The 20,579-nt window shown below is 60.1% G+C and carries 19 protein-coding genes; 3 read left to right on the top strand and 16 right to left on the bottom strand.

Annotation, left to right across the window (positions count from 1 at the left end; all coding sequences use genetic code 11):
• The first annotated feature begins 94 nt into the window (after positions 1-94).
• From zwf to pgl, 3 genes are read left to right on the top strand one after another with little or no spacing between them, the layout of a single operon-like run.
• Positions 95-1,627 (top strand): glucose-6-phosphate dehydrogenase, encoded by a 1,533-nt coding sequence (zwf, locus tag HMPREF2943_RS01415; RefSeq protein ID WP_070643478.1) that lies wholly within the window; start codon positions 95-97, stop codon positions 1,625-1,627.
• Positions 1,628-1,649: 22 nt separating this feature from the next.
• The gene (locus tag HMPREF2943_RS01410; protein ID WP_070643476.1) at positions 1,650-2,582 is read left to right on the top strand and encodes a glucose-6-phosphate dehydrogenase assembly protein OpcA; all 933 of its coding nucleotides are present in this window, start codon (positions 1,650-1,652) and stop codon (positions 2,580-2,582) included.
• 56 nt (positions 2,583-2,638) lie between these two features.
• The gene (gene pgl / locus HMPREF2943_RS01405; protein ID WP_070643473.1) at positions 2,639-3,400 is read left to right on the top strand and encodes a 6-phosphogluconolactonase; all 762 of its coding nucleotides are present in this window, start codon (positions 2,639-2,641) and stop codon (positions 3,398-3,400) included.
• A gap of 115 nt (positions 3,401-3,515) precedes the next feature.
• On the opposite strand, the gene secG is transcribed toward pgl, so the two are convergent.
• From secG to fmt, 16 genes are all read right to left on the bottom strand, one after another.
• Positions 3,516-3,752: a preprotein translocase subunit SecG gene (gene secG / locus HMPREF2943_RS01400; protein ID WP_070643470.1), complete on the bottom strand. Its 237-nt coding sequence runs from the start codon at positions 3,750-3,752 to the stop codon at positions 3,516-3,518.
• A gap of 183 nt (positions 3,753-3,935) precedes the next feature.
• Complete coding sequence (tpiA, locus tag HMPREF2943_RS01395) at positions 3,936-4,715, bottom strand: triose-phosphate isomerase (protein ID WP_070444881.1); 780 nt, start codon at positions 4,713-4,715, stop codon at positions 3,936-3,938.
• 42 nt (positions 4,716-4,757) lie between these two features.
• A complete protein-coding gene (pgk, locus tag HMPREF2943_RS01390) occupies positions 4,758-5,975 on the bottom strand; it encodes a phosphoglycerate kinase (RefSeq protein WP_070643464.1) in 1,218 nt (405 codons plus the stop codon).
• A 243-nt stretch (positions 5,976-6,218) separates the two neighbouring features.
• Positions 6,219-7,226 carry a type I glyceraldehyde-3-phosphate dehydrogenase gene (gap, locus tag HMPREF2943_RS01385; RefSeq protein ID WP_070444886.1) on the bottom strand — a complete coding sequence of 336 codons (1,008 nt, stop codon included), beginning with the start codon at positions 7,224-7,226 and terminating at the stop codon, positions 6,219-6,221.
• A 491-nt stretch (positions 7,227-7,717) separates the two neighbouring features.
• Positions 7,718-8,707 (bottom strand): DNA-binding protein WhiA, encoded by a 990-nt coding sequence (gene whiA, locus HMPREF2943_RS01380; protein WP_070444889.1) that lies wholly within the window; start codon positions 8,705-8,707, stop codon positions 7,718-7,720.
• 168 nt (positions 8,708-8,875) lie between these two features.
• Positions 8,876-9,874 carry a gluconeogenesis factor YvcK family protein gene (yvcK, locus tag HMPREF2943_RS01375; RefSeq protein WP_070643462.1) on the bottom strand — a complete coding sequence of 333 codons (999 nt, stop codon included), beginning with the start codon at positions 9,872-9,874 and terminating at the stop codon, positions 8,876-8,878.
• Positions 9,875-9,952: 78 nt separating this feature from the next.
• A complete protein-coding gene (gene rapZ, locus HMPREF2943_RS01370) occupies positions 9,953-10,834 on the bottom strand; it encodes an RNase adapter RapZ (RefSeq protein WP_070643459.1) in 882 nt (293 codons plus the stop codon).
• A gap of 54 nt (positions 10,835-10,888) precedes the next feature.
• A complete protein-coding gene (gene uvrC / locus HMPREF2943_RS01365) occupies positions 10,889-12,943 on the bottom strand; it encodes an excinuclease ABC subunit UvrC (RefSeq protein ID WP_070710605.1) in 2,055 nt (684 codons plus the stop codon).
• The gene (locus HMPREF2943_RS01360) at positions 12,943-13,449 is read right to left on the bottom strand and encodes a PH domain-containing protein (RefSeq protein WP_236659274.1); all 507 of its coding nucleotides are present in this window, start codon (positions 13,447-13,449) and stop codon (positions 12,943-12,945) included. Before HMPREF2943_RS01360 ends, uvrC begins: the two co-directional genes overlap by 1 nt.
• A 202-nt stretch (positions 13,450-13,651) precedes the next feature.
• Complete coding sequence (gene ribH / locus HMPREF2943_RS01355; RefSeq protein WP_070444904.1) at positions 13,652-14,134, bottom strand: 6,7-dimethyl-8-ribityllumazine synthase; 483 nt, start codon at positions 14,132-14,134, stop codon at positions 13,652-13,654.
• A gap of 49 nt (positions 14,135-14,183) precedes the next feature.
• Entirely contained in the window at positions 14,184-15,446 is a 1,263-nt protein-coding gene (locus HMPREF2943_RS01350; protein WP_070444907.1) for a bifunctional 3,4-dihydroxy-2-butanone-4-phosphate synthase/GTP cyclohydrolase II, read from the bottom strand.
• A gap of 11 nt (positions 15,447-15,457) precedes the next feature.
• Positions 15,458-16,096 carry a riboflavin synthase gene (locus HMPREF2943_RS01345; protein ID WP_070710604.1) on the bottom strand — a complete coding sequence of 213 codons (639 nt, stop codon included), beginning with the start codon at positions 16,094-16,096 and terminating at the stop codon, positions 15,458-15,460.
• Positions 16,097-16,192: 96 nt separating this feature from the next.
• On the bottom strand, positions 16,193-17,221 hold the full coding sequence (gene ribD / locus HMPREF2943_RS01340) for a bifunctional diaminohydroxyphosphoribosylaminopyrimidine deaminase/5-amino-6-(5-phosphoribosylamino)uracil reductase RibD (protein WP_083315633.1): 1,029 nt from the start codon (positions 17,219-17,221) through the stop codon (positions 16,193-16,195).
• Positions 17,218-17,895, bottom strand: a complete 678-nt coding sequence (gene rpe / locus HMPREF2943_RS01335) for a ribulose-phosphate 3-epimerase (RefSeq protein WP_070444913.1) — start codon at positions 17,893-17,895, stop codon at positions 17,218-17,220. The genes ribD and rpe overlap by 4 nt, the downstream gene beginning before the upstream one ends.
• A gap of 28 nt (positions 17,896-17,923) precedes the next feature.
• Complete coding sequence (locus HMPREF2943_RS01330) at positions 17,924-19,522, bottom strand: RsmB/NOP family class I SAM-dependent RNA methyltransferase (RefSeq protein ID WP_070444916.1); 1,599 nt, start codon at positions 19,520-19,522, stop codon at positions 17,924-17,926.
• Positions 19,519-20,517, bottom strand: a complete 999-nt coding sequence (fmt, locus tag HMPREF2943_RS01325; protein WP_070710603.1) for a methionyl-tRNA formyltransferase — start codon at positions 20,515-20,517, stop codon at positions 19,519-19,521. The genes HMPREF2943_RS01330 and fmt overlap by 4 nt, the downstream gene beginning before the upstream one ends.
• Positions 20,518-20,579: the final 62 nt, after the last annotated feature.

Raw genomic sequence — 20,579 nt, 5'->3', positions numbered from 1 at the left:
CGCACCGTCTATGGCCACGCAACTATGGCCTACGCGGCGCGGGTCGCTATGCTGAGCAGTTGGACTTAACTCACACAGACCGAAAGGACACTTAGTGAGCACTACCAGCGCGTGGGTCAACCCGTTGCGCAACGCGAAGGACAAGCGCCTGCCACGCATCGCCGGCCCCTCTGGCATGGTGATTTTTGGCGTCACGGGTGACTTGGCGCGCAAGAAGCTCCTGCCTGCAATCTATGACCTGGCCAATCGCGGATTGCTTCCGGCAGGCTTCACTTTGGTCGGCTACGGCCGCCGCGACTGGGATAAACAGGCCTTCTGCGACTACGTACGCGAAGCCGCCGAGGCAGGAGCACGAACCACTTTCAGTGAGCATGTGTGGGAGCACCTCGCCAAGGGAATCGAGTTTGTACACGGCAGCTTCGATGACGAAGGCTTTGACAAGCTGTCTGCCCGACTCGCTGAGCTCAACGCTTCCCGCGGCACGGGCGGTAACTGGGCCTACTACCTTTCCGTGCCCCCGGAGTTCTTCTCCGATATTTGCCATCAGTTGGAGCGCGTCGGCATGGCAGATAGCACGGATAATTCCTGGCGCCGCGTCATCATTGAGAAACCTTTCGGCCACGATCAGAATTCCGCACGCCAGCTCAACGAGATTGTCAACGCCGTTTTCCCAGAGTCCTCGGTCTTCCGCATCGACCACTACCTGGGTAAAGAAACGGTGCAGAACATCATGGCTTTGCGCTTTGCCAACCAGATCTTCGAACCCATGTGGAATGCGCACTATATCGACCATGTGCAAATCACCATGGCCGAAGACATCGGGCTCGGAGGCCGTGCTGGCTACTATGACGGCATCGGCGCTGCCCGCGATGTCATCCAAAACCATCTCCTGCAGCTGCTAGCCCTCGTCGCCATGGAGGAGCCTTCCTCCTTTGCCCCTGAGGCGCTCCAAGCCGAAAAGATCAAGGTGCTGCGTGCCACCAACGCGGTGCACCCGCTTAACAAGACCACAGCCCGCGGCCAGTACTCCGCTGGCTGGCAGGGCTCAGAGTATGTTAATGGCCTCCGGGAAGAAGAAGGCTTCGATCCCGAATCCACGACGGAAACCTATGCAGCCTGCACCCTTGAGGTCAATTCCCGTCGCTGGGCGGGCGTTCCTTTCTACCTGCGCACCGGCAAGCGCCTCGGCCGCCGCGTGACGGAGATTGCACTCGTCTTTAAGACCGCCCCACACCAGCCTTTTGACCAAGGTCAAGCTGATTCACTGGGCCAGAATGCCGTGGTGATCCGCGTCCAGCCAGATGAAGGCGTCACCATGCGCTTCGGATCCAAGGTTCCCGGCTCCACCATGGAGGTGCGCGACGTCAACATGGACTTCGCCTACGCCGAGGCCTTCACCGAGGAATCACCGGAAGCCTACGAGCGCCTGATTCTCGACGCCCTCTTAGACGAGTCCTCCCTCTTCCCCACCAACGAGGAAGTGGAGCTGTCCTGGTCCATCCTCGACCCCATCATTGAATACTGGTCCAACATCGGTCAGCCAGAGCAGTACCGCGCTGGCACATGGGGGCCGGAGTCTGCCGATAGAATGCTGCGCCGCCGGGGTCATTCCTGGCGCCGTCCGTAGGGCCCCTAGGAGGAATGGCTTTATGATTATCCCCTTGCCAGATACGACCACGCGCAAAATCTCTAAAAAGCTCGTGGAGATGCAGGAGCATTACACGCTCACGACCGGCCGCGTGCTTACGCTCATCGTTATGACGGAAGAAGGCGATGACCTTGACAACCTGCTCACTTCAGTACGCGATGCCTCCCACGAGCACCCCTCCCGCGTCATCGTCATCGCCACGGGCTCCCTCGAAGAGGAAACCCGCCTCGATGCTGAGCTGCGCGTCGGCGGCGAGGCTGGTGCCTCGGAAATCGTCGTTATGCACCTCCATGGCGCCCTCGCCGACCAAGCAGAAGCAGTGGTTACTCCCCTTCTTCTTCCGGATACACCGATCGTTGCTTGGTGGCCTACTGCCTGCCCGCCTGCGCCCGCAGCCGTACCCATCGGTGCTCTAGCCCAACGCCGCATCACTAACGTGGCTTTCGGCAGCGGTGTTGATCAATACGACCTTCACGTGCTGTCCTCCGGCTATAAGCCGGGTGATTCCGATATGTCCTGGGGCGCCATTACCCTGTGGCGTGGCATCATCGCCTCTGCTCTTGACCGCCATCCACACGAGCCTGTCAATTCGGTGGAGATTTCCGGAGCCGAGCACCATGCCGCCGTCGATTTTGCGGCCGGCTGGCTGCTCGACGCCCTTTCCGTCCCCGTCACCCGTAGAATCTCGGAATGCGAGGCAGGCGCCTTCCCGATTACCTCCTTAGTCTTCCGGCGCCCCACCGCGGATATCACTGTCATGGCCGTCGACGCCACGACGGTTAAGGTCAGCGTCCCCGGTTCCCCAGAATCGCTCGTGAGCCTCGCTGTGCGTTCCGAAGCGGAGGTGCTCTCGGAAGAGCTGCGCCACCTTGATTCGGATAGGACATACGCCCATGCTCTCCGCGCCTTAGCGCGCGTGCACTACAGTGTGTAGGCGTAACTATTCCATCGTTTCCCCAGTCCCATCATTCAGAAGGATCTTTCTTCACCATGGTCACGCTTCGCCGCGTTAGCGACATCGACGAGCTCATATCCTCCGCCGCACTCGCCTTTATTGAAACGATTGCAGCGATTCAAGCCCCGGGCGGTGGCCTGCACAAGGACGGAGTAGCACGCGTAGTCCTCACCGGTGGTGGTGCTGGAATCGGTGTCCTCCGCGAATTGGCGCGCCTCCACGAAGCTGCCGAGCAGCAAGGCGGCGACTATCCCGCATTGGCCGTGGACTGGACGCGGGTCCATGTCTTCTTCGGGGATGAGCGCAATGTTCCGGTCAGCGATTCGGATTCCAACGAGGGACAAGCTCGCGAGGCTCTTCTCAGCAAGGTCGGTATTCCAGAACCGCACATTCATGGTTATGACTTGGGTGCGGTATCCATGGAGCACGCCGCCCAAGCCTATGAAGGCGAGATTCGTGATTTTGCGCCGGAGGGCTTCGACATTCACCTCTTGGGCATGGGACATGAGGGCCACATCAACTCTCTTTTCCCGCGCTCGGAGGCAGTCTATGAGGATACGGACTATGCATTTGCTGTCCATGATTCCCCTAAGCCCCCGTCGGAGCGTGTCACGCTGACCTACCCCGCTATCAATCGCTCTCAACGTATTTGGTTCCTTGTCTCCGGTGAGGAGAAGGCCGAAGCTGCGTCCCATCTCGTAGCCGGGGCCGCGGCTGAGGATTGGCCTGCCGCAGGTGCGCGGGGCACCGAAGAGACTCTACTTTTCGTAAGTGAAGACGCCGCACAGCAGCTTTAGCGCCACGGTTCCCCGGTCGCTTGAAGCCTAGGAAAAAAGAACGCCGCGTTCCCTCCTCCATGAGAGGAAGCACGCGGCGTTCTGCGTTGTTGTGGCCGTAGACCAGCTGGCGGTTTTAGCTGCTATATGCCTGCAGCAGGTTTAGGGCTACGATGCAAGCGAGCCAGATGACCACCATGACCACGGTATAACGGTCGAGGTTCTTTTCAACCACGGTGGAACCAGACAAGTTGGACTGCACACCGCCACCAAAGAGACTGGAAAGACCGCCGCCCTTACCTTTGTGCAGCAGCACGAAGACAGACATCAGGATTGCGGCAATCACGAGGATGATTTCCAGTGCCAAGATCATGAAATAGTTCCTTGTTTTACGCGTTCGTTCATTTTATGTGGTGGTGACAGCCTATGCCGTCAGCCCACGGAGAAGAGGGCGCCAAAAGCGGGCGCAATAATCCCCGATAATACACCACGTGGCGGGCCAGCAACCATTCCGACCCGCCACGGCTCATGAGCGTGATGCTAGCTGGTATGAGGGCTATGCACCCTGGGCAGCGTTAGCCGCCAGCTTGGCAAACTCCTCGCCCTTGAGAGAAGCACCGCCAACCAGGCCGCCGTCGACGTCCGGCTTGCCTACGATCTCCGCGATGGAATCCACCTTGACGGAGCCACCGTAGAGAATGCGGATCCCCTCGGCCACCTCATCGCCGCCCAGTTCACGGACGAGCTCGCGAATGGCTGCGCACACTTCCTGCGCGTCCTCAGCGGAAGCAACCTTACCAGTACCGATTGCCCAGACCGGTTCATACGCGATGACGGTCTTGGAGAGGTCCTCGGCAGAAAGGCCTTGCAGGGAGTTGCGGGTTTGGGTGACCACGTAATCCACGTGAGTGCCTGCCTCGCGCACGTTGAGCGGCTCGCCCACGCAGACAATAGGGCTGATGCCGTTAGTCAGAGCTGCAGCGGCCTTCTCAGCAACCAGCTGGTCGGTCTCACCGTGGTACTGACGGCGCTCGGAGTGGCCAACGACTGCCCAGGAGCATCCCAGGGCGGAGAGCATTTTGCCGGACACCTCACCGGTGTATGCGCCGGACTCATGCTTGGAGATGTCCTGTGCGCCGTAGGTGAACTGCAAGTCGTCGCCGTCGACCAGCGTTTGCACAGTGCGGATGTCGGTGAACGGGACCATGAAAGCCACGTCAACCTTCTCGTAGTATTCCTTCGGCAGAGAGAATGCGAACTTCTGCAAGGAACCAATAGCTTCCTTGTGGTCGAGGTTCATCTTCCAGTTACCTGCGATAAGCGGGGTACGTGCCATGATTAGCCTTTCTAAATCAGACTGAGTTGACGGTTTAAGTGCTTAGGCTTCCAGGACCTTGACGCCCGGCAGCTCCTTGCCTTCAAGGAACTCGAGGGAAGCGCCACCACCGGTAGAGATGTGAGAGAAGCCATCTTCATCGAGGCCGAGCAGGCGGACGGAAGCTGCGGAGTCACCGCCGCCAACGACGGTGAAGGAACCGTTCTTAGCGGTGGCGTCGATGATCGACTGTGCCACACCGGCGGTGCCCTTGGAGAAGGCCTCCATCTCAAAGACACCCATTGGGCCGTTCCAGAAGACGGTCTTGGAAGAAGCGATGACCTCGTCGAACTCCTTCACCGACTCCGGGCCGATGTCGAGAGACTGCCAACCCTCCGGAATACCGTCCAGGGCGACGACCTTGTTCTCTGCCTGAGCATCGAACTCGGTTGCAGCAACGAGGTCGACCGGCAGGACAATCTTTTCACCGAAGCGCTCGAGCAGCTCCTTGCAGTTGTCAATCTGGTCTTCTTGCAGCAAAGAGTTCTGGACGTTGTAGCCCTGCGCAGCCAAAAGGGTGTAGCACATGCCGCCGCCAATGATCACCTTGTCGGCCTTGCCGGCAAGCGCTTCGATCACACCGAGCTTGTCGGAAACCTTGGCGCCGCCCAGAACGACCACGTACGGGTGCTCTGGCTTCTCTGCTACCGCAGCCAGGGTTTCCACTTCCTTCTGCACCAGCTTGCCGGCGTATGCTGGCAGGCGCTTGGCGACGTCGTACACAGAGGCCTGTGCGCGGTGAACAACACCGAAACCATCGGAGACGAAGGCACCGTTGTCCGCAGCCAGGGCGACGAGTTCATCGGCGAAGGCGCCGCGCTCAGCCTCATCCTTGGAGGTCTCGCGCGGATCAAAGCGAACATTCTCCAGGAGGAGAACATCGCCATCGTTGAGGCCGTTGGCGCGCTCGTGAGCGTCTTCACCGCTGACGTCGCCGGCAAGGGCAACGTACTGATCCAGCGCCTCGGAGAGAGCCTCTGCGACTGGCGCGAGGGAGTACTTCGGGTTTACTTCGCCCTTCGGACGCCCCAAGTGTGCCGACAGAATGACCTTCGCTCCCCCCTCAATGAGCGCCTTGATAGTCGGCAGCGAGGCGGTGATGCGGCCAGAGTCGGTGATGTTTCCTTCATCATCAAGCGGGACATTGAAGTCAGAACGAACAAGGACGTGGCGGCCGGAAACGCCTTCTGCGAGCAGATCGTCCAAAGTCTTGAAAGCCATTGTGTTCTCCTTAAAGGTGGGTACTCAAGCTAAAGGTTAATGCTATTCAATTAGAAAGTGTGCCGGAACCTGATTCGCGATGTGCGTGAAAGCGCGTACTCGTTCCTTAAAGACGACTACCGGCCCAGCGCACGCCACATATTCAGAGATAGTAGGCGCGGCGCGTGGGCCGGTATCTAGCCCGCGGTGCTTCCGCAGGCAATCACAGCTTGCTTCACTGTGCTCATTTCAGAGGGCGAAGCTTTAGAGCTTAGAGGCAACCAGGGAGGTGGTGCGCACAAGCTGGCTGGTGTAGCCCCACTCGTTGTCGTACCAGCCGAGGACCTTGACGAAGTTTCCGTTGGAAACCTTGGTCATGCCAGCATCGAAGATGCAGCCGTGGGAATCGGTGATGATGTCGGTGGAGACGATCGGGTCCTCGGTGTAGCCCAGGGTCTCGCCGAACTCGCCGGTGGCGGCTTCCTTGATAGCAGCGTTGATTTCCTCAGCGGTGACGTCGCGGGATGCCTGGAAGGTCAGGTCGGTAGCGGAACCGGTGATGGTAGGAACGCGCATTGCGTAACCGTCCAGCTTGCCCTCCAGCTCCGGCAGAACCAGGGAGACAGCCTTTGCTGCACCAGTGGAAGTCGGAACCATGTTGACGGCTGCGGCGCGGGCGCGGCGCAGGTCGCGGTGCGGAGCATCCTGGATGCGCTGGTCACCGGTGTAGGCGTGGATGGTGGTCATCAGGCCCTTCTCGATGCCGAACTTCTCGTGCAGGACCTTGGCCATCGGTGCCAGGCAGTTGGTGGTGCAGGATGCGGCGGAGATAACATTGTGCTTCTCAGCGTCGTACTCATCGGAGTTAACGCCGTAGACGAAGGTTGCGTCAACGTTCTTGCCCGGTGCAGAGATGATGACCTTCTTGGCGCCGGCCTCGATGTGAGCCTTGGCAGCCTCACCATCGGTGAAGAAACCGGTGGACTCGATGACGATGTCGACGTTGTACTCGCCCCAGTTCAGGTTCTTCGGATCGCGCTCTGCGGAGACTGCAATCTTGTGACCGTTGACGGTGATGGACTCGTCGTCATGCTCGATCTCACCGTCGAAGCGGCCCAGAACCGAGTCGTACTTGAGCAGGTTGGCCAGGGTTGCGTTGTCCGTCAGGTCGTTAACTGCGACGACCTCGAGGTCATTGTTGCCCTGTGCGACTGCACGGAAGAAGTTGCGGCCGATGCGGCCAAATCCGTTGATACCTACGCGAATGGTCACTGTAATGTCTCCTCAAATAATCGAGTGAAGTTCAATTGTGGGGGCTTCCGAGACTTTGTCTTTATAGGCAGTGCGGTGGACCGTTCTTGCGGCACCGTTGCCCTGCCACTTCCGTGACGTGCTCGGTGGTTTTCCCAACACGGCCGATAGTACCCACGGATTTTGCATCCTGCAGTGCGCGTTCAGGTTCCCAACCAAGATGCTCGCACGAAAGGGAAAAGGGGCGTACACTAGATGGACCGCTAGTTACTTAAGACAATCCCCCAAACGCACACACCTGCAGATATGCCCGTTTATGTGGGATTATGTTGGCCCTAAAGAGGGCAAGGTGGGATATCTCACTAAAGCAAAAAAGAGCGGGTGAATCCAAAAATAAACCGGTTATCGCCGGTCATAAATTCACCATCGATAGTCAAAAAATTGCCCCAGACGGTCGCGATGGTGCCCGAACGGGCACAACATTCGACTGCGTCTGGGGCTAAGACGAGAGACTAGGATTCCTCAAAAAGTTCCTCTGTCACTGCCTTCGTCGTATCCGGCACACCAAGTTCCTTCGCGCGCTTATCTGCCATAGAAAGCAGGCGGCGAATACGCCCAGCCACCGCGTCCTTGGTCATCGGCGGATCAGCCAAGCGTCCGAGCTCTTCCAAGGAAGCTTCGCGGTGCTGCACGCGTAGGCGGCCGGCGTCCGCGAGATGTTCCGGGACGTCATCGCCCAAGATAACCATGGCGCGTTCGACGCGAGCCGCAGCTGTAACTGCCGCACGGGCAGAACGGCGTAAGTTGGCGTCATCGAAGTTGTCTAGGCGGCGGGAGGTGTCATGGGCTTCGCGTTGGATACGTTTCTTCTCCCACGTCAGTCGAGTCTCTTGGGCCCCCATTCTGGTCAGCAACGCACCAATGGCATCGCCATCACGCACCACGACGCGATCGGCCCCGCGGGTCTCCTTAGTTTTCGCCGCTACACCCAAACGACGCGCGCAGCCTACGAGAGCGAGTGCTGCCTCCTGGCAAGGACAGGTCACCTCCAGCGCTGAAGACCGGCCCGGCTCGGTTAGCGAACCTTGCGCCAAAAAGGCGCCGCGCCAAGCTGCTTCATTATCCGCAACAGAGCCGGAGATTACTTGCGGTGGCAGGCCCACGACTGGGTGACCCGAGCGGGTCACCAACCCCAGGCGCCTAGTCAACTCCTTGGCCCCGGTAGTGATTCGCACCTGCACTCTGCTCTTTTTAGAGGATGCGGCGGGGCCGGCTACGTGGGTGCTCGCAGAAATCGAATACAACTCGTCGAGTGCGGTGACCAAGCGAGTGGCTACGCTCTTCGATTCCAATTCGACCTCGTACATCACCCTATCTCCGGTGATGTGGAGCTCGCCGGCGAACCTGAGGATCGCGGCAACCTCCGCCGCACGAGCGGACTGGCGCGGTACGGACACCGCCGTAAGTTCCTCCTTGACCTGATCGGTCAATGACGCAGACACCTCGTGCCTCCCCTTTCAACTCTTGATGTAACTCACCGCAGAAAGCAGCAGTGGTGCAACTGGCCCTAGAAGGGCCTTGAGCTCGTGCATACACAGCACGCACCACCGCGCCTGTGAAGCGCAGCGACGCTGCGGTGAGCGATGAATGCCACTTAGTCTATCGTGCACTTAGCCGCGGTGAGTGCCCGGGGCACCCGCTGAAGAATCGCGCTGAGCGGCATAGTCGGTATAAAGCTCAGTCAGTACCTGCGCGAGCTTGTCTGGGCAATGCTTGTTGAGAGAATGTCCGTTCTCATCGCTCTGGCACACATCGCGGAAGACCGCCGTAGCACCGAGCACGCTGGCCGCACGCTGCACGAAAACTCGCTCCGACTCATTCGGAAGACCAGAACCATCGACGATTACTTTGTCTACCCGCAGGTTTGGCGCATGCTGCGCTAAGACGTGCAGGTGGCGCTCAGCTGAAAAGCCCTGGGTCTCCCCTGGTTCCGCGGAAAGGTTAAGTACCACAACGCGAAGCGCATCCGAGGACGTAATTGCGTTGACAATCTCCGGTACGAGGACGTGTGGAAGCACCGAGCTAAACCACGATCCCGGGCCCAAGGTGATGAGGTCCGCATCGCGCAGGGCCGCGATGGTTTCCGGATTGGCCTGTGGCTTCTCCGGGATGATCCGGACGCGGCGAACCTGCCCCACGGTGGACGCCACGGCGACTTGGCCGCGGACAGAGCGCATGATGCGGGGATCGTCGTCAAGCCCGGCCACGTCGGCTTCGATATCGAGCGGCAGATTCACAGCCGGCAGCACGCGGCCCGCAGACTGCGTTAGCCGTCCCACCGCGTCAAGCGCCGCTTGGAAGTCCCCCAAGACCTCAGTGAGTCCGGCAATGAGGAGATTACCCACCGCGTGGCCGGCCATGGCGCCGGTGCTTTGGAAGCGGTGCTGCAGCGTTGAGGCCCACATCTGGCCCTCCTCTGAGTCACTCGACAACGCGGCGAGCGCCATGCGCAAATCACCCGGCGGAATAATGTCCATCTCGCGGCGCAGCCGTCCGGAAGAACCGCCGTCATCAGCCACAGTGACGATGGCAGAGATCGCCTCCGCGCCGGTGCGGCGCGCAGCCAAAAGGGTTTGATAAAGACCATGGCCACCGCCCAGGCTAGCCATGTGGGTAGGGAGAGACGTCACGGAAATATTAGCTTTCGGTCATCCAAGGGTAAGGAATGAATTTTTATCTTATCGCACCTAATCCCGGGCGATGTCACGGTGCAGTGTGCTCACATCCAGATCCCCGCGCTCCCTGAGACGGCGAGCAATCTCCTCCGTAACGGCCACAGATCGGTGATGCCCACCGGTGCACCCGATGCCTACGGTAATGAAGTTCTTGCCCTCGTGCCGGTAGCCGGAAAGCATCGAGTCAAGCATGGTGATGAAGTGATCAATGAAGGGTTCAGCGGCGTCCTGGGAGAGGACGTAGTCTGCGACCGGTTCATCAGTACCGCGGTATCCCCGCAATTCAGGCACCCAATAAGGATTGGGAAGGAAGCGGACATCGACGACAAGATCTGCGTCACGCGGGGAGCCATGCTTGAAGCCGAAGGACTCTAACGTGACGTGCTGTAGCTCATGACCCATCTCGCCGAAAGAGGCCTCGATCGCGCGGCGCAGGTCGTGGACAGACAGATTGGTCGTATCAATGATGATATCCGCGCGGTCACGGATGGACTGTACTGCTGCGCGCTCGCGCTGAATGCCCGCCTTGAGGGTTTCCCCGTCCTGCAGCGGGTGCGTACGACGAACTGAATCGAAGCGGCGAATGAGCACATCATCCCGCGCGTCGAGGAAAAGCAGTGTCGGTTTCATGTCTAACTGCTCGAGTTCATCAAGAGTTTCTGCCAAGGAACCCGGGAACAAGCGGGAGCGCACATCGGTCACCGCGGCAATTTTAGAAACCGGGGATTCCGGGCTCGCGCACAACTTGAGTAGGTCAACGATTGCCTTGGGGGGAATGTTGTGGGCTACGTAATAGCCTTTATCCTCCAGCACTTTAGCCGCCGACGTCAGGCCACCGCCTGACATGCCGGTGATCAAAATGGGTGGGGAATCAAACAGCGTCATGGCTTCCATTCTTACCACCTATTCAGAGTCCTCGGTGGGAATTATCTCGACAGCCAAGCCTTCTTAGGAAGCGTGAAGATGATCAAATACTGTTTGCGCTAACTTCGGCCCGAAACCCTTGACCTCAGCAATCTCTTCCACGCTGGCTTCTTTGAGCTTCTTCACCGAGCCGAAGTGCTTGACCAGGTCAGTACGACGCTGGGGCCCCAAGCCCGGAACGGCATCAAGAACCGATGAGCGCATACGCTTCGAGCGCTGCTGGCGGTGATAGGAAATGGCGACACGGTGGGCTTCATCACGGAGGTGCTGGAGCAAAAAGAGCGCTTGCGAATTGCGCGGCAAAATCACCGGTTCATCATCACCCGGAACCCACACTTCTTCTAGGCGCTTCGCCAGACCGATGAGGGTTACGTCCACGATGCCGAGTTCGTCGAAAACTGCCTGCGCCGCAGCCACCTGCGGTGCGCCTCCATCCACAATGAAAAGCTGCGGTGGGTAGGAGCTGCGTTTGGTCTGGCTCGCAGCCTCTTCGCGCACCATCTCCTCGGCGAAGGTAGTGTTCTCCAGCTCCTCGTCCGGAACCGCTCGCTTGTCATCGTGGTGATGCTTGAAGCGGCGGCGAGTCACCTCAGCGATGGAACCGACATCGTTGGAGCGTCCATCACCCGCAGCCTCCTTGATGCGGTAGCGGCGGTAATCAGACTTGCGTGGCAGGCCATCTTCGAAGACCACCAAGGAAGCCACGACATCGGTACCTTGAATGTGCGAGATATCCGTACACTCAATGCGCAGCGGCGCGGAATCCATGCCTAGCGCCTCCTGCAGCTCCTGGAGTGCTGCGGACCGGGCAGTCAGATCGCCCACGCGCTTGAGCTTGTGCTGTTTCAGCTGCTCCTTGGCATTCCTCTCGACGGTCTCCATCAGTGCGCGCTTGTCGCCGCGCTGCGGGACGCGCAAGTCAATCTGGGCGCCTCGCAACTCCTCGAGAACAATCTTGACTTCGTCAGCTTCATCTGGAAGGGCCTGGACCAGAATCTCGCGAGGAATGGCGTTACCCTGCCGTGTGTCGGCATGGGATTCTTGGTCCACTCCCCTGCGCTCCAACTTGGCGTCCTCGGCAGCCTCTTGGCGCTGACGCTCGACGGCATCCGAATAGAACTGGATGAGGAAGTTCTGGATCAGTGCCGGCAGACCCGGATCTGCTTGGCCCTCCTCCACCACGTCTGTCGTTGCCTGATCACCAGAGCGCTCGACCACCCAACCACGCTGACCGCGGATGCGGCCCGAACGTACGTGGAAAATCTGCACCGCCGCTTCAAGTTCATCGGAGCTAAACGCGATGAGGTCTGCATCCGTCCCATCGGACAGAACCACGGCTTGCTGCTCCATCAATTTGTCTATCGCGCCGAGGTCATCGCGCAGGCGTGCTGCCAACTCGAACTCTAGGTTCTCCGCCGCCTCCTCCATGCGCTGAGTTATCCTCTTGCGCACCGGGGCGGTATTGCCATTCATGAAGCTGATGAGCTGGTTGACCGTCTCGCGGTGTTCCTCGGGGCTGACGCGGCCAATGCAGGGAGCATCGCACTTGCCGATGTAGCCCAAAAGACACGGCCGTCCTAAGCGCTCGTGACGGTTATACACACCCTTGGCGCACGTGCGCATGGGAAAGATTCGAGTCAGAAGATCGAGGGATTCGCGCACCGCCCAGGCATGGGAATAAGGGCCGAAATAACGCACTCCTTTACGGCGTGGGCCGCGATAGAAGAACGCACGCGGGACGGTCTCCCCCACAGATACCGCGAGCATAGGGTAGGTTTTATCGTCGCGGTACATGACGTTGAAACGTGGATCGAAGCGCTTGATCCACGTGTACTCCAACTGCAGTGCTTCCACCTCGCTGGCCACCACAGTCCATTCGACTGAGGCCGCAGTCAGAACCATCTGGCGGGTTCGCGGGTGCAGTTGGGTGATGTCCTGGAAGTAATTTGATAGCCGCGCGCGCAGGTTCTTCGCCTTGCCCACATAGATGACGCGGCGGTTCTCATCGCGGAACTTATAAACGCCCGGATCCGTGGGGATGCTTCCGGGCGCGGGGCGGTACTCAGAGGGATCAGCCACTAGTCATCCTGCGGCATGTAGCGGGCTTCCAGGTCACGGAAAGAGCGGACCTTGGTGATAACGTTCTGCTTATCACCTGACTGCAGGGCCCAAACCGGCACGTATTCGAAGTCAGGCAGCTCGATGCGCGCCATGCGTGATCCCTCAGGGAAAGATAGGCCGTAGATGACCTGCCACGGGTAGAAGCGGGTTCCTAGAATGTTGCGGATCTCTACCCCATCAGAGTTCGCGCGGAGTCGCGGCCGAGTCAATGCCAACCACGACAGGATCGAAATCACCACGCCCACCCCGGGGAAAGCGAACTTATCAATAGTCGTCACCGTTGCGCCGGTAAAAGACAAGCCCACAGTGAAGCCCATAAATAAGTGCGCTGCCATGACGAGGATGATCCAGATGATCGCCACCTTGCGCAGGTAAGGCGACGTCGCTTCATATTCCCAAGGCTTGGATGAGGTCTGGGCAAAAGGATCAGCGCTGGTATAGGCCAACAACTGCTCCTCGCTCATGCGCGGTGCGCCCCCCGCAGAGCTCGATGCGGCTGGCCGCAAGGATTGCGAGGACGAATTGGCGTGAGCTGACTGTTCCCGCTCTTCATGGCCCAAGGGCACCTGTGGGTCCGTCATCGAGTTTTCCATCTCCTCATCACTCCGCTGAGGCAGGCCACGGCTCTGTGCTGATATGCAGGGCGCCGTGGTTGCGCGTGGCAGCCTACTTTAGGTTTGACTCGTCCAGTGTACGCAAGGTGTGCACGGTTTCTAAAGCTGCCTGCATGGCCTCTGCACCTTTATCTTCCGCGGAGTCTGCAAAGCCAGCGCGATCAACTGCTTGATCATAGTCGTTGACGGTGAGCACACCATTAGCCACCGGAGTGGATTCATCGAGCGCGATGCGGGTCAGCCCCTGGGTGACGGAATCACACACATAATCAAAGTGCGGAGTACCGCCACGGACAACACAGCCCAGTGCCACCACGGCGTCATGCGTGCGCGCCGCGGCCTGGACCACTACGGGGAGCTCCAAAGCGCCCACAACGCGCAGCGGGGTCACAACGGCACCGGCTGCTTCAGCGGTCTCCAGTGCGCGACGATGCAGCTGATCACAAATCTCGGCGTTCCACGTGGCGGTGACAACCGCGACGCGGAGTCCTTCACCCGAGACATTCTTCGGGGTTGGCAAGCCTTCCTTGCTCATTGGGTGCTCCTTTGTTTTAGTTTTCAGCTCGATTTTCCGGCTTAATGCCTTACGAGTGCTTCTGGTCCCATTCAGCGACCTGTGGCAGATCATGCCCCATCCGGTCGCGCTTCGTGCGCAGATAGCTGATGTTCTCCGCCGTCGCGGGGGTAGCCAACGCGGTGCGTGCGGTGGCATCAATGCCAAAGCCCTGTAGACCCTCGCCCTTGTGCGGGTTATTGGTCAAGAGGTTCACGGACTTCACGCCTACATCCCGCAGGATTTGGCCTGCCACGGAATACTCGCGGGCATCTTCGGGCAGGCCCTGCTCCACGTTGGCATCAACGGTGTCCATTCCCTTGTCCTGCAGGCGATAGGCTTTGAGTTTATTCACTAAACCGATGCCGCGGCCTTCCTGTCCGCGCAGGTAGATGACGATCCCGCGTCCTGCTTCCTGCACCGCACGAAGGGATTCCTGCAGCTGCGGCCCACAGTCACAGCGCTGAGAGGCAAAGACGTCCCCTGTAAGGCACTCAGAGTGGACACGAACGGGCACATCCTCCGCACCGCTATAACTCTCCACGTCACCAACGAAGAGGGCGATGTGCTCGCGCTTATCGACGTCACTCGAATAGCCCACCGCGCGGAACTCGCCGTACTCGGTGGGCAGGCGGGTTTCTACCTCGCGGCGGACCTGTTGTTCGTTGTGACGACGCCACTCGATGAGCTGCTCGATGGAAATCATCGTCAGCCCGTGAGCGTCGGCAAAGCGACGCAGCTCCGGCGAGCGGGCCATGTCCGTGGGGTCCTCTTCGGAGACGATTTCACACAGCACGCCGGCAGGGCGCAGACCGGCCAGCCGGGCCAGGTCGATGGCAGCTTCCGTATGCCCATCGCGTTCGAGCACACCATTCGGGCGGGCAGCGAGCGGGACCACGTGGCCAGGGCGTGTGAACTCCGACGGTTCAGAGGAAGGATCAGCCAAGCGCCGAATGGTGTCGCAGCGCGAGGTGGCGGAGATACCCGTCGAGCCGTTAGCCAAGTCCACCGTCACGGTGTAGGCGGTCTGGCGCACGTCCTGGTTCACCGCCAGCATTGGAGGTAGGTTCAACCGCTCACAGTCTTCCGGGAGCAGCGGCGCGCAAATGTAGCCGGAGCTATAGCGCACCATAAAGGCCACAAGCTCCGGGGTGGCGAGCTCAGCGGCGAAGATGAGGTCGCCTTCGTTCTCGCGGTCCTCATTATCTATGACGACGACTGCCTTGCCGGCCGCGATGTCGGCGATGGCTTGGTCGACGCTATCTAAACTAAAAGCTGAATCTGCAGCGCTCATAAGGACTAACTCTATCCCTCTGTTCCCGCGCCGTGGGCGTTAGGGTGAACCATTTTCTCCACATACTTGGCAACCACGTCTACCTCGAGATTTACTCGGGCGCCTGGCTTCATGGAACCAAAGACGGTATCGCGCAGGGTGGTGGGAATGAGTGAGACTTCAAAGAAGGCTTCCGCACCGGGCTCTTCCTGTCCAACTGACAAAGCCGATACCGTCAGGGAGGTCCCCTGCACCGCGATGGAGCCCTTTTCCACCACGTAGCGCGCCAGCTCAGCCGGCAGACTAAAGCGCAATACCTCCCAGTGCTCTGAAGGCGTGCGGGACAGCAAGGTCCCGGTGCCATCGACGTGGCCCTGCACAATATGGCCGCCCAAACGCGTCGTCGGGAGCACCGCACGCTCGAGGTTAACCGGCGAGCCCTCCGCGAGCTCGCCGAGAGAGCTACGGTTTAAGGATTCCTTCATGACATCGGCGATGAAGGTCCCTTCTCCTAACTCAGCCACGGTCAGGCACACGCCGTTGACCGCGATGGAATCACCTAGCTGCGCGTCACTCAATACTGTAGATGCCGCAATACCCAAGCGCACCGCATCACCCTGCGGTTCGACGCTATCGACGTGACCGATCTCCTCAACGAGTCCGGTAAACATAGACCGCACTTCCCTTTCTTTTTAACACTCTAAATCTTCTAGCCCTTGAATCTTCTACCCATTGAAAGCTTGCCAGCTTTCAATGTTTCCCAGCTTTCAAAGCTTTTCATCCTTGCGATATTCCACAAGCAGGTCCTCGCCGAGCTCGGTAACCGCGCAACGCCGCCATCTTTGGGCGCAGGCCAAGTTCGACGACACAGCACTGGTGAGAACACCCCTGCCTTCACCGAGGATGACATTTCCTATATAAGCCTGGATCCGGTCGACACAACCTAGCTCCATGAAGCTTGTTGCGAGCCCCGCGCCGCCTTCGACGAGAATATCTCGGGCACCCGTGGCATATAGCTCATCTAGGGCCTCCTGTGGAGAGGCATAGTGCTCAAAACCTAGTCTCTCAAGGTTGGTTTGTCCTCCTTGAGACACATCCCGGGAGCCGATGACAACACGCCGCGGTTGCTGCGGGCGCAAGGACCCATCCGCACAGCGCGCCGTCAAAGACGGGTTATCCGCTAAGGCTGTGCCAGTTCCGATAAGGATGGCATCGCGCTGAGCTCGGTCACGGTGCACATGCTCGCGGGCCTGCTCCCCCGTGATCCACTGGCTGCTGCCATCCACTGCGGCGGTGAAACCATCCAGGCTCTGTGCGAACTTCAACGTGACGTGCGGGCGACCGAGTGCAACGGCGCACAGCCACGGCTCCAGCGCATCTGCTCCTTCTGCCGGTTCCGAGAGCTGTCCCACGGTGATGCCGGCGCGGCGCAGAGTGGTTGACCCTCCCCCAGCTTGCGGGGTGGGGTCCGGGTGGAGGTAGTAGACAGCGGATACGGAGGCATCGATAAGCGCCTGCGCGCAGGGACCAGTACGGCCCGTGTGATTGCAGGGCTCCAAGGTGACCACCGCGGTTCCACCGCGTGCCTTGTCCCCCGCATCGCGCAGCGCCATGACTTCAGCATGCGGTCCGCCCGGGGGCTGGGTTGCGCCGACGCCAACCACCTGCCCAGCGGAATCAAGGATGACTGCTCCCACCGGTGGGTTTGGGCTCGTTGTACCGCGCACCTGCTCGCCGGCCTCCATGGCTAGGCGCAACGCTTGCGCAAGGACAGCAGAATCGTGACGTGGGTTCACAGCGTAGCCAGTCGGCGCAGCTCCTCGATGGCCGCCGCCTTATCCGCCTGCTTGTAAATGGCTGATCCCGCCACGAAGGCATCGCAGCCCGCCTCGGCGGCGGAGCGGATCGTCTCGGCAGAAATGCCGCCATCGATTTCGATGAGGACGTCGAGGCCGCGCTCGTCAATGGCCGCACGCAAGGTGCGAACCTTGTCCAACTGATCCGGCATGAAGCTCTGACCACCAAAGCCAGGCTCAACAGACATGACGAGAACCTCGTCGAAGTGCTCCAAGGCATCCAGCCAGGGCTCAATCGGGGTGCCTGGCTTGATGGAGAAGCCCGCGCGCACCCCTAGGTCACGAATCTTGCGGGCCAAGGCGATGGCCGCTTCCTTATCGGCCACGGCCTCGACGTGGAAGATGATGCAATCAGCCCCGGCCTTGGCGTAGGTTTCCACCCACTTCTCCGGCTCCTCGATCATGAGGTGAACGTCGAGGGTCTGCGAGGTAATCCCGTCCACCGTCGCCGTAATATCCGGGCCGAAGGACAAGTTGGGCACGAAGTGACCATCCATGATGTCAACGTGGATCCAATCCGCGTTGGCCACGGCCTGAACCTCCTCACCCAAGCGGGTGAAATCAGCGGCCAGAATGGATGGGGAAATGATGGGACCAGACGAGTGTGCAGACATGACACTCAGCCTAGTCCCTCACGGGGCGCTAGTCCGCTACTCGGCGGAGGACGGCGAAAAACATTGCATCTGTTCCGTGGCGGTGCGGCCACATTTGGGCGGAGAGCTCGCTGCCGAGGTCTCCCATTTCCGGCAGCACCTCCCGCGCATCCAGCTCCTCGATACGCGCCTCTGTCCCAGCTCCATGGCGCTCCAAGGCCGCATCCACAATGCCTCGGGTCTCTCGCAGATCGGGCGAGCAGGTGGAGTACACCACAACACCACCGGGACGAACGAGCTCTAATGCGGATTCGAGGAGCTCGCTCTGGAGTTTGTTGAGCTCCGCAATATCGGACTCGGCCTTGCGCCAGCGAGCCTCTGGGCGGCGACGGAGCGCACCCAGGCCGGAACAGGGGGCGTCGACAAGCACGCGGTCGAAGCCTGCACCGAGACCCGGCGCACGACCATCCGCCCGATGCACGCGGACAGGTAGGTCTCCCACGGTCTTTTCCACCAAGGTAGCGCGGTGCGGAGAGACTTCTACGGCATCGACTTCCGCCCCCTCAATGCGGGCGATGGCCCCCATCAAGGCAGCCTTGCCACCGGGGCCCGCACACAGGTCCAACCAGCGTCCGGTGTCGTCGCCGATGAGTTCAGCTTCCGTTACTGCGCGTGCGATCAGCTGTGATCCTTCGTCCTGGACCGCTGCCAACTTCTGACGGACGGGCTCTAGCGAGCCCGGGTCACCCTGCTCAAGATACACCGCATAAGGCGAATAACGCCCTTCCTCACAACCGGTAATGAGCGCAAGCTCTTCCGCAGAGATTTCGCCGGGCCGCGCTACCAAATGCACCAGAGGCCGCTCAGAATCCGCTTCGAGTGCGCGTTCCAACTCCGCTGTCTGTTCGGCGTTGAGCTTGCTCTCACCAGCGGCGTCCAGCAGGCCCAAGGCGCGTCCGAAAGAGCGGGCAATCCACTCCGGGTGGGCATGGCGGAAGGCCACAGCCGCGACCTCTTCCTTTGGAGCAAGCTTGTCTAGCCACCCTTGCGCAGGTGTGCGGGTGATGGTGCGCATAATGCCGTTGGCAAAGCCCTTGGCCTTTTCGTGGCCAGCTGCCTCCACGAGGCGGACGGTGGTATCGACCGCAGCATGCGCTTCAACGCGGGTGTACAGCACTTGGTAGGTGCCCATTCGCAAGGCGATGAGAACGTCAGGTGCAATGGCCTCTAGGCCGCGCGAAGCGCACTCGGCGATAACCGCATCAAGCACGCCTTCGCTGCGCAGCGTGCCGTAGGTGAGTTCCGTCGAGAAGGCTGCATCACGGCCGCTAAGGTTGTTCGCACTTACTACCTTTGGCAGCGTGAGGTTGGCAAAAGCATCATCGGCCTCTACACGCTGCAACACCTCGAAAGCCACCGCGCGTGGGACATCGACTCCGCAGCGCCGCGCTGCGGACATGAAGGACGCTGGCTGTCGGTCCCGGCGGCTGTGCTGGCGCTGTCCGCCTCGATTCTCTCGCTTTCCTTTAGTCTGGCGGTTAGTACCGCCACGTGCGGTTCTGCGTCCACCGCTGCGTTGCTGTTCGGCGCGCTCGGTGCGAGCTGCCGGATCACCGGACTTGCTGCGGGATCGGAAACCTCCACTCATGAAAACTTCACCTCATCCTGGCTGCCCTCTGCTGCTTGGGAAGCCTGGCTAGAAAGCCCGCGGCCCCAGTCGGCGGCATTCATCATCTTTTTGCCGGGCGGTTGGATCTGGCCTAGGCGCACCGGGGTGCTTCCGGTACCGACCACTACCTCCTTCTTCGCCACGTGTACTTCGCCCGGTTGCAGCGAAGTCAACGCGGTGGTGTCTGGCAACTCCTCTAGTTCTGCTGGCTCCACGATGCTGACCGGGCCTACCTTTAAGCGCGACTCCCCCAATAGGGTCCACGCGCCCGGCCCTGGAGTATGCGCACGGATATGGCGATCGACAACATCGGCCTGCGCGGTCCAATCGATTCGGGCGTCTTCCGTGGAAATCTTGTGCGCGTAGGTGGCCTCACCCGCCTGCGGCTGCGGGGTGATGCTGCCATCTTCCAAACCATTCATCGTCTCGACGAGCAGATCACCGCCGGCATACGCCAAGCGCGTCAGCAGGTCATCCACGGTATCAGTGGGCCGGATTGTCTCTTCCATGGTGGCCAAGATATCCCCGGTGTCCAGGCCTCGATCAATACGGAAAGTTGTAGCACCCGTTCGCTCATCTCCCGCAGCAATAGCAGCCTGCACTGGGGCAGCGCCACGCCACGCTGGGAGAAGGGAAAAGTGCAGGTTGACCCAGCCGTGCTTGGGAAGGCTCAAGAGGTCCTCGGTGATCAGGTTTCCGTAGGCGACCACTGGAATGGCCTCGGGGGCGATCTCTGCTAGCCGTGCACGCAATGCATCGCCGTCCTCGGTGCCCTGCTTGAGGGTGGTCGGCGTGAGCACCTCGATGCCGTGTTCCTCAGCTAGGACTTTCACGGGGCTCGGATGCACGCTGCGTCCGCGACCACGGCGGGCGTCGGGCCGAGTGATGACTGCAGCTACCTCATGATGGGACTCGATAAGCTTCTGCAAAGCCACAACAGCGGGCTCGGGGGTTCCGGCGAAAATAATGCGCACTGTGAAGGCAGGCCTTTCTTAGTTCACGTTGTTGGGGTTCTAATTTTTAATCGATGTGGGGC

This window comes from Corynebacterium sp. HMSC072D12 (genome assembly GCF_001813925.1).
In the GTDB taxonomy this organism is placed as follows: domain Bacteria; phylum Actinomycetota; class Actinomycetes; order Mycobacteriales; family Mycobacteriaceae; genus Corynebacterium; species Corynebacterium aurimucosum.
Note: the sequence above shows the minus strand (reverse complement) of the source record. Positions and strands in the feature narration are given on the sequence as shown.